This is a genomic window from Pseudomonas sp. UME65 (assembly GCF_014170225.1).
Taxonomy (GTDB): Bacteria; Pseudomonadota; Gammaproteobacteria; order Pseudomonadales; family Pseudomonadaceae; genus Aquipseudomonas; species Aquipseudomonas protegens.
In genome coordinates this window covers 1,059,061-1,068,402 of the sequence record NZ_LZZQ01000014.1, presented here as the reverse complement: position 1 = coordinate 1,068,402, position 9,342 = coordinate 1,059,061, and the positions used below count along the sequence as shown (strand labels likewise).

General features: G+C 62.2%; 6 protein-coding genes and 2 rRNA genes. 5 read left to right on the top strand and 3 right to left on the bottom strand.

Translation table 11 applies throughout. From position 1 onward, the window contains the following. The 5 genes from A9971_RS25140 to A9971_RS25120 all read left to right on the top strand — a co-directional run. Window positions 1-291 (top strand): 23S ribosomal RNA (locus A9971_RS25140); the annotation flags it as partial. A 138-nt stretch (window positions 292-429) separates the two neighbouring features. Continuing rightward, window positions 430-545, top strand: a 5S ribosomal RNA gene (gene rrf, locus A9971_RS25135). A 148-nt stretch (window positions 546-693) separates the two neighbouring features. After that, a complete protein-coding gene (locus A9971_RS25130; RefSeq protein WP_041119907.1) occupies window positions 694-1,353 on the top strand; it encodes a paraquat-inducible protein A in 660 nt (219 codons plus the stop codon). Beyond that, a complete protein-coding gene (locus tag A9971_RS25125) occupies window positions 1,340-1,963 on the top strand; it encodes a paraquat-inducible protein A (RefSeq protein ID WP_123472978.1) in 624 nt (207 codons plus the stop codon). The genes A9971_RS25130 and A9971_RS25125 overlap by 14 nt, the downstream gene beginning before the upstream one ends. Beyond that, entirely contained in the window at window positions 1,956-4,259 is a 2,304-nt protein-coding gene (locus tag A9971_RS25120) for a PqiB family protein (protein ID WP_183001540.1), read from the top strand. The genes A9971_RS25125 and A9971_RS25120 overlap by 8 nt, the downstream gene beginning before the upstream one ends. Before the next feature lie 155 nt (window positions 4,260-4,414). Here the strand turns inward: A9971_RS25120 and mksF are convergent, their stop codons facing one another. The 3 genes from mksF to mksB are packed head-to-tail and all read right to left on the bottom strand — an operon-like array spanning window position 4,415 to window position 9,229. Continuing rightward, on the bottom strand, window positions 4,415-7,258 hold the full coding sequence (gene mksF / locus A9971_RS25115) for an Mks condensin complex protein MksF (RefSeq protein WP_015637042.1): 2,844 nt from the start codon (window positions 7,256-7,258) through the stop codon (window positions 4,415-4,417). Continuing rightward, window positions 7,255-7,962, bottom strand: a complete 708-nt coding sequence (gene mksE, locus A9971_RS25110) for an Mks condensin complex protein MksE (RefSeq protein WP_015637041.1) — start codon at window positions 7,960-7,962, stop codon at window positions 7,255-7,257. Before mksE ends, mksF begins: the two co-directional genes overlap by 4 nt. Then, window positions 7,952-9,229, bottom strand: coding sequence for an Mks condensin complex protein MksB (gene mksB / locus A9971_RS25105; RefSeq protein ID WP_041120711.1), 1,278 nt, complete (start codon window positions 9,227-9,229; stop codon window positions 7,952-7,954). The genes mksE and mksB overlap by 11 nt, the downstream gene beginning before the upstream one ends. Window positions 9,230-9,342 lie beyond the last annotated feature (113 nt).

Sequence of the window (9,342 nt, the reverse complement as noted above, 5' to 3'; positions counted from 1 at the left end):
ATCTGCCGTGGACGTTTGAGATTTGAGAGGGGCTGCTCCTAGTACGAGAGGACCGGAGTGGACGAACCTCTGGTGTTCCGGTTGTCACGCCAGTGGCATTGCCGGGTAGCTATGTTCGGAAAAGATAACCGCTGAAAGCATCTAAGCGGGAAACTTGCCTCAAGATGAGATCTCACTGGAACCTTGAGTTCCCTAAAGGGCCGTCGAAGACTACGACGTTGATAGGTTGGGTGTGTAAGCGCTGTGAGGCGTTGAGCTAACCAATACTAATTGCCCGTGAGGCTTGACCATATAACACCCAAGCAATTTGCTTAAGAAGCGAGTTGCGGTGTGTGAAGACGATACAAACCGAAAGTTTGCGAACACACAAATCTATTACATACCCATTCGCTGGCACGTTGCACAAGCAACGGACTGGCTACCGAATTTCTTGACGACCATAGAGCGTTGGAACCACCTGATCCCATCCCGAACTCAGAAGTGAAACGATGCATCGCCGATGGTAGTGTGGGGTTTCCCCATGTGAGAGTAGGTCATCGTCAAGATTAAATTCCGAAACCCCAACTGCGCATGCAGTTGGGGTTTTGTTTTTGCGCGCGAAAAATTTGCTCTTATTCGCAAACAAATTTGCACAGTTATTTTCGGATTGGAACACTAGAATAACCGTTACTTTCTCCACTCCCAGAGCCTTCTATGCCAGATCCGGTTGACGCCCCCGGGTTGTCAGAATTACCACTGGACGACCTGGTTGCCTGCCATGAATGCGACTTGCTGATGCGCAAGCCCAAGCTCGCCCTCGGTGAGAAAGCCCAGTGCCCGCGTTGTGGCTATGAGCTCTACGCGCACCGGCACAATGTGGTCGAACGCAGCCTGGCCCTGGTGATCGCGGCCTTGTTGCTCTATGTGCCGGCGAACTTTCTACCCATCATGCAGCTCAATCTACTGGGACAGTCTTCCGAGGACACGGTCTGGAGCGGTGTGCAGGGGCTGTTCGACACCGGGATGGAAGGCGTGGCGGTGGTGGTGTTCCTGTGCAGCATGGGCATTCCCCTGCTCAAGTTGATTTGCCAGCTTTTAGTCCTGCTGAGTATTCGTTGGGACATCGGCCGCAGTTACGGCCTGCTGCTCTATCGCATTTATCACCATCTGCGCGATTGGGGCATGCTCGAGGTCTACCTGATGGGGGTGCTGGTGGCCATCGTCAAGTTGGCCGACATGGCATCCATTACCGTGGGCCTGGGCCTGGTGTGTTTTATCAGTCTGTTGTTGGTGCAGGTCTGGCTGGAGGTGGTGATGTCGCCTCACCAGATCTGGCAAGCGTTATCGGGAGAGGACATACATGCGGGCGATTGAGGCAGGCATTCTGATCTGTACTGAATGCCACGAGTTGAATCGGCAGGAGGCTGACAGCGAAGAGCAGACCTGCACTCGCTGCGGGGCCATGGTTCATCCTCGTCGCCCCAATAGCATACTGCGCACCTGGGCGTTGCTGCTCACCGCCGCGATCCTCTACATCCCGGCCAACTTGCTGCCGATCATGACCGTCAGTTCCCTGGGCCAGGGTGACCCCAGCACCATCATGTCCGGGGTCATCCAGCTGGTGCAGCACGGCATGTTTCCCATCGCTGCGGTGGTGTTCGTCGCCAGTATCCTGGTGCCCACCTTCAAGCTGGTGGGCATTGCCTTACTGTTGTTTTCGGTGCAGCGTCACCAGCCGCTCTCTGCCCGACAGCGGATCATCATGTACCGCTTTATCGAGTTCATCGGCCGCTGGTCGATGTTGGATATCTTTGTCATCGCCATCCTGGTGGCGGTGGTCAACTTTGGCCGGCTGGCCAGTATCGAGGCCAATCTCGGTGCGGTCGCCTTTGCCAGCGTGGTGATCCTGACCATGCTGGCTGCAGTAACTTTCGATCCCCGACTGATCTGGGATAACACGGAGTCGGACGACGACCATGAGTGATTTGCCTACCGCCAAAACCCGCCCGGCCTCCAACTGGTCGGCTATCTGGGTATTGCCCCTGATTGCCCTGATCATCGGCGGCTGGCTGGGCTGGCGTGCCTACAGCCAGACCGGTATCGAGATCCAGTTGCGCTTTGAAAGCGGCGAGGGGATCCAGGCCAACAAGACTGAAGTGGTCTACAAGGGCATGCCCGTAGGTAAGGTCAAGACCCTGGCTCTGGACGATGAGGGCAACTCCAAGGGAGTGATTGCCTCGGTCGAGATGAACAAGGACGTCGAGCAGTACCTGAAGACCAACACGCGCTTCTGGCTGGTCAAACCCAGTGTCAGCCTGGCCGGGATCACAGGTCTGGAAACTCTGGTCTCGGGCAACTACATCGCCGTCAGCCCCGGGGATGGTGAGCCTAGTCGCAAGTTCAAGGCCCTGGCCGAGGAGCCTCCTTTATCTGATGCCAAACCGGGCCTGCACCTGACCATCAAGGCCGAGCGCCTGGGGTCGCTGAACCGTGGCAGCCCGGTGTTCTACAAGCAGATCCAGGTTGGCCAGATCAAGAGCTTCCTGCTCTCCGAAGACCAGAACACGGTGGAGCTCAAGGTCTATATCGAGCCCACCTATGCCAATCTGGTGCGCAAACACACACGTTTCTGGAACGCCAGCGGCATCAGCATCGACGCCAACCTGTCGGGGGTAAAAGTACGCAGCGAGTCCCTGTCCAGCATCGTCGCCGGGGGGATCGCCTTTGCCACGCCGGAGAATCGCAAGGACAGCCCGCCCACCGACCCAAGCCTGCCGTTCCGTCTCTATGAGGACTTCGACGCCGCCCAGGCCGGGATCCGCGTCAAGGTCAAGCTCACCGATTTCGAAGGCCTGCAGGCCGGGCGCACCCCGGTGATGTACAAGGGCATCCAGGTGGGTAGCCTGAAGGCGCTCAAGGTCGACTCCGACCTGACCAGCGCCACCGCCGAGCTGACTCTCGATCCCCTGGCTGAGGATTACCTGGTCCAGGGCACCCAGTTCTGGACCGTCAAGCCTTCGATCTCCCTGGCCGGCATCACCGGTCTTGAGGCCTTGGTCAAGGGTAACTACATCGCTATCCGTCCCGGTGACAAGGGCGCTGCGCCCCAGCGCGAGTTCGAGGCCCGGGCCAAGGCCCCGCCGCTGGACCTGCGTGCCCCCGGCCTGCACATGGTGCTGTTCACCGACAACCTCGGCTCCCTGGATGTTGGCAGCCCGATTCTCTACAAGCAGGTCAAGGTCGGCTCGGTGCAGAGCTATCAGTTCTCCCACACCCGCAAGCAACTGGTGATCGGTGTCCACATCGAGAAGGAATACGAAGGGCTGGTCAACGGCTCGACCCGTTTCTGGAACGTCAGTGGCATCACCCTGACCGGGGGCCTGACCGGCGGTATCCAGATCAAGAGCGAGTCGCTGCAAAGCCTGATGGCGGGTGGCATCGCCTTCGAGACCCCGCTGCCCAACGTGCCGCTGAAAAAGCGTATTCCACGTTTCCGCCTGTTCGCCAACCAGGAGGAGGCGGCGCAGCGCGGCACCCTGGTGAGCATCAAGGTTGATCGCGCCGACGGCTTGCGGGCCGGCACGCCTGTACGCTTCAAGGGCCTGGACGTGGGCAAGCTGGAAGAAGTGACCCTCAGCGCCGACATGCAATCGGTCATGCTCAAGGCGCGGATCACCGAAGTGCCCGAGCGCATCGCCCGGGTCGGCAGCCAGTTCTGGGTGGTCAAGCCGGAGTTGGGCCTGATGAAGACCTCGAACCTGGAAACCCTGGTCACCGGCCAATACATCGAGGTCCAGCCTGCGACGAAGAGCCAGGGCGTGCAGACCAGTTTTGTCGCCTTGCCGCAACCGCCGGAAGCCAGCGTTCAGGAAGCCGGCCTGAGCCTGGTGTTGAGCGCTGCTCGGCGTGGCTCTCTGAAAGTCGGAGTGCCGGTAACCTACCGCGAAGTGGCGGTGGGCAAGGTGACCGGTTACGAGCTGGGCCAGACGGCCGATCGGGTACTGATCCACATCCTCATCGAACCCAAGTACGCACCGTTGGTTCGCAGTGGTACGCGCTTCTGGAACAGCAGTGGATTTGGTGTCGACTTTGGCCTGTTCAAAGGGGCGACGGTGCGTACCGAATCCCTGGAGACCCTGATCCAGGGCGGGATTGCCTTCGCGACCCCGGATGGCGAGCGCATGGGCAACCCGGCGCGGCCTCAGCAGACCTTCCCGTTATTCGACAAGTTCGAAGAGGAATGGCTGACCTGGGCACCGAAGATCCCCCTGGGCAAATAACCTTCTTGTAGGAGCCGGCTTGCCGGCGAAGAGGCCCTCAGCCCTGTGTCGCGCCAGAGGGCGCCTTCGCTGGCAAGCCAGCTCCTACAACAGCTTTCCCATAAAAAAGGCCGCGCTCGGAAGAGCGCGGCCTTTTTCGTTGCTGCGTTACGAAATCAGACTTCGTCCAGCTCCGCTTCCGCTTCCGGCTCTGCGTTCAGCACGGCCTTGACCTGATCGTGACGACGGATGAACTTCCAGTCGGCCTCGTCGATGTAGATGCCGTTCGGTCCGCTGCCACCTTCCAGGTCGATGGCCACCTGGGCCGAAACCTGGGGCTTCACACTGGCCAGGATTGGCACGAAGCCCAGTTGCAGGCTGGTTTCCAGCAGCGCCGCCTGGTTGCGCTCGTCGATGTCCGCCGCCTCGTCGAGGTAGTAAGGCAGGCGGATGCGCCCGGCCTGGTCGCGGTCCATCAAGTGCAGCAACAGGTACATGTTGGTCAGCGCCTTGATGGTCATGGTGGTGCCGTTGGACGCCGCGCCATCGATGTCGGTGTGGATGACCGGCTGGCCGTTGACCTTGGTGATCTCGAACGCCAGTTCGAACAGGTCCTTGAGGCCCAGCTGGTTGTGGTTGGCCGCCACCAGCCGCGCCAGGTACTCCTTGGCTTCTTCGTTCTTGTTGTCCTGCTCGGCGCTCTGGCTCAGGTCGAACACCGACAGGGTCTCGCCTTCTTCGTATTGCCCAGCGCTGTGGATGATCTGGTCGATGTGCTTGAGGGCTTCCTTGTTCGGCGCCAGGACGATGCGGAAGCTCTGCAGGTTGGACACCTGGCGCTTGTTGATCTCGCGGTTGAACAGCGCCAGTTGGTGTTCCAGGCTGTCGTAGTCGCTGCGGATATTGCGCAGGGTCCGGGCGATATCGGTGACCGCGGCGCGGCGCGCCTTGCCCAGGGTCAGGGCTTCGTCGGTGCGGTGGGCATAGGCGTTGATCAGCAGCTGCAGGCGACGCTCGACGTCATCCTCACTGTCGAACTTGGCCACGCCCTTGAGGCGCACCTGGGCATACAGCGCCTCGATCTGCCCGTCGACCCGCTGCAAGCCCTGCCAGCTGTCCTGGTAGTCGTTGAGCAATGGCAGCAGGTTGTCCATGGAATCGTCCACCGGGTCCATGAACGGTGTGCCGAAGGGCAGGTCTGCCGGCAGCAGCTGACGGCGACGCAGAGCGTCGTCCAGGGTGCGCTGCTTGGCTTCCATGTCGGCGATCTGCCGGCCCACCAGTTGCAGCTTGGCGGACAACTGCTGGACGCGCTCGGTGAAGGCGTCGCTGGAGCGCTTGAGTTCGTCCTGGGCGGCCTCCATCTGTGCCAGCTGCTCCAGCTTCTCGCCTTCCTCGGCGCTCAGAGTCTGAGCGCGGCGGAAGTCTTCCAGGGCCTTCTGGGCATCCAGTACCTGTTGGTACAGGGCTTCGGTCTGGGTCTTGCTCGCGGCGCGGTCGGCGGCCACGGCGGCCTGGGTCTTGAGCTGCTTGAGCTCTTTTTCCAGGCGTTCTTTCTGATCCCGCAGGGCGGCGCGGTCGGCCAGGGCCTGCAAGGCTGGCGGTTCGATGTGGGAGATGTCGATCGACAGCCCCGGCACTTCGAAACGCTCGCCCTTGAAGCCGTCGAGGATCAGCTCCACCGACTTCACCCACTCGCCGTTGTCGTCCAGGGCAATGCCATGCTCGCCCAGGGGCAGGCTGAACAGCGCGCTGTTGAACAGGCGCATCAGGCGCTCCACGTCCTGCTGGGAGAACTCTTCCCGCAGGCGGGCGTAGCTGTTGTTGTCGGCATGATCGAGCTGCTGCTTCACCGACTTCAGGCGTTTTTCCAGGTCCCGCAGGCGCTCTTCCAGGTCTTCGGCGGAGAATTGCCGGGACTGGGCCAGGGCGCCGGCCAGTTCGTCGTGAGCATCCTTGGCCGCCAGCAGTTGCTGTTCCAGGACCTTGACGTCATCCACCAGGGCGAAGCGGTGCTTGAGCACCGACAGCTCACCCAGCCAGCGCTGGGTGCCGGTGATTTCCCGCTCCAGGCGCATCATTTCCTGGGTGCTGCTGCGCTGGTCGTTCTGCAGCGCGTCCTGCTCGTTGCGGTAATGCTCGGCCTGGATGGTCAGCTCTTCCTTGCGGGCGCCGGCGTAGTCCGACCAGGTGCCCAGCAGCGAATCCAGCAGTGGCGACAGGCGATGCAGTTTGCCCCGCAGAATGTCCCGCTGCTTCACGCCGTTGGCCAGGGCTTCCACCAGGGGGCCGGCGGCCACCAGGGAGTTGTAGTCCTGCTCCATGCGCCGCACATCGCGGAAGGCTTCGTCGCAGGCGGCGATGTAGTCGACGCTACCGGAGCGCAGGCTGTGCTCGAAGGCATCGAGAAACAGCTGCTTGAGCTTGGCCGCGGTGATCTCGCGCATGTGCAGCAGGTTGATGAACAGCGCACGGAAGGTCTTCAGGCTCTGTTCACTGGTGGAGCGCAGCGGAATCAGGGTCAGGTCCAGGGGGATCGACGTATGGCCGCCCACCAGCAGGCGCCGCAGTTCATCGGGCTTGAGCTCATAGGCCTTGAGGCCCTGGCGCTCCAGGTTGGTGAACAGCTCTTTCTGCCGCAGGCAGGTGTCGTCCTTCTGGTAATGCGCCAGGTCCAGCTGCCCGGCGTAGGCGAAGAACTGGTGACCGAAACCGCCGCCCGGGCCGCGCCCGACCACGCCGATCACATGAGGGCCGTGGGGCAGCGAGACTTCCACCAGGATGTAGCTGGTGTCGGAAGCGAAGTAGAAGCGCCGGGATTGTTCCAGGCTGTACTTGCCGAAGCTCATGTCCGACATGCGTGCCAGGATCGGGAATTGCAGGGCGTTGATGGATGCCGACTTGCCCAGGTTGTTGGCCCCGTACACCGACAGCGGCTCTTCCAGGGGGAACAGGCCGAGGCTGTAGCCGGCGGTGTTCAGTAGGGCGAAGCGGCGGATGCCGTAGCGTTCCTTGCTCATGCGTCGAGCTCCTGTTCTTCGGCGATGGCTCGGGCCAGCGCGTCTTCTTCACTTTCTTCGGACTCGTCGAATTCGCTCAGGTCCAGCGGGTCATCGGTCTGCAGCAGTTTCTCGTCGCTGTCGTTGTCCACCAGCACCGGGGTCGGCAACGGCAGCACGCTGTGCAGGCTGGCGGCCAGGTCGCGGTCCTGCTGCACCGACAGGCAGACATCGAGGAAGCGGTGCATCGGCGGCAGGAAGCGGTAGATCCCCGGCTCCTCGGCGGCAAAACCCAGCTGGGTCATGCGGCGCATGATCTTTTCTTCCAGCTCTTCCTGGGTCTGCACTTCGGCCTGGATGAACAGGTCGCGGTATTTTTCCAGCAGCGACGGCAGTTCGTCGCGGCCCAGGCTGCCGCCGTCGAGCACGGCGATCGGGTCGCGGCCCTGGTCGGCCAGGTGCTCCACCAGGATGAAGGTGAACAGCGCCAGGCGCTGGGCGGTCTTGTTCACCTGGGCGGCGGCGTTGTCCGGCACGAAGTAGTAGAAGCCGCGGGTATCGCACACCAGCTCGAAGCCCAGGGCCTTGAACAGGGTGCGGTACTGGTCCTGGAAGTTCGACAGTTGGGCGTACAGCTCCGGGTCGCGGCGGCTGACGTGGTAACCCTTGAACAGCTCGCGGAAGATCGGCGCCAGCTGGGACAGTTCGGAAAGATCAAGATGCATTGGCGTTGCTCGCAGAATGCTCGGCGGCGTCATCGCGGGCCGAGAGCAGGGCGAAGGAGCGCAGGCTGACCTGGTGCTCCTGGGTGTGGTAGTCGCGGCGTTCGAGGCGCTCGCGCTTGAAGCGTTTTTCCCGGGACAGGCGCGAGAACCAGTACAGCAGTTCGTCGGTGGCGCCATCGGGCTCCTGGTCCAGCAGCCAGCTCATCAGGTCCGGCATCGGCAGGGCGTCTTCGCAGCGCTCGAGCATTTCCCGGACCGTGCGCGGTGCCTTGGGGGCCACGCCCTTGTGGGTCTTGTGGGCCTTGGGGAAGCGCGCGGGCTTGGGTTCGAAGCGGGCCAGGGCGTAGACATAGGCTTCCACCTGGCCGGAGCTGCCGAGGAAGGTGCTTTGCGGACGGGTGAACATCGGCATGGCGGCCTGGGGCACGGCGTCGATGCCCTTGCGGCGGATGGCCGACAGGGCCAGGGCCGCGCCGCGGGTCACGGCGTTATGACGGCGCGCCTCCTCACGCAGCGGCAGCAGCAGTTCCCGGGCATGGCGCAGGGTCAACTGGGCGCTGGTCTGCATTTCCAGGATCCGCGCGTGGGTGCGCAACAGCATGTCGTCGTCCACCAGGTGGCCCAGGCGCTGCTGTTCGGTGAGCATGCGCAGCAGGACGTTCTCCACCTTGCGCACGCCCTGTTCGAAGGCGCCGTCGGCGTTCACCAGCTGGATCATCGGTTCGACGTATTCGTCCCAGGTGGCCAGCACCTCGGCATAGCGCTGGCGCAGGGGGATCTGCCGGTCGCTGGTCTTGGCCCGCTCGGCCACGGCCACCAGGGCCTGTTCGTCGTTGGCGAGCTTCTTCAGGACATCGCGCACGCGCATGTCCAGCAGCCGCAGCTGGCGCGCCAGGTCGTTGCCGTCGCGCACGTCGAAGGCGTCCTGGATGTAACCGGCCAGGCGCTCGAGGTGGCGCAGGTAGGCTTCGATTTCCAGGCACAGGCCCAGGCGGTGCTCACGGCGCAGGTAGGCGAGGAAGTCGTGGATCTGCGCATTGAGCTCGAAACGGTTCGGGCTTTTCGCCACCGGGACCAGGATGTCCAGGCGTATCCATACGTCCAGCAGGTGGGTGATGTCCTGGGGCGTGCTGTCCAGTTGTTGGGCAGACAGCTGTGAACGCAGTTCGGCAAGACTCAGGGTGCCTTGGTCGAAGTGCTCGCACAGCGGCTCCAGAAGTGCCCAGTGTTCGGCGAGGGCGCGCAAGACGCGCTTGGGTTCGATCATCGGAATGGCCGGCTGGTTGGCAATGAAAAGCGGCGATTGTACTGCATCAGGGGGCTGACGATTCACCCCCAGGTCCAGGTATGAGACGGACAGTCGCTTTTGTGCGCAATCAA

Coding starts and splice junctions, on each gene's coding strand:
- A9971_RS25130 (WP_041119907.1), top strand. CDS start 694: ATGCCAGATCCGGTTGACGCCCCCGGGTTGTCAGAATTACCACTGGAC.
- A9971_RS25125 (WP_123472978.1), top strand. CDS start 1,340: ATGCGGGCGATTGAGGCAGGCATTCTGATCTGTACTGAATGCCACGAG.
- A9971_RS25120 (WP_183001540.1), top strand. CDS start 1,956: ATGAGTGATTTGCCTACCGCCAAAACCCGCCCGGCCTCCAACTGGTCG.
- mksF (WP_015637042.1), bottom strand. CDS start 7,258: ATGAGCAAGGAACGCTACGGCATCCGCCGCTTCGCCCTACTGAACACC.
- mksE (WP_015637041.1), bottom strand. CDS start 7,962: ATGCATCTTGATCTTTCCGAACTGTCCCAGCTGGCGCCGATCTTCCGC.
- mksB (WP_041120711.1), bottom strand. CDS start 9,229: ATGATCGAACCCAAGCGCGTCTTGCGCGCCCTCGCCGAACACTGGGCA.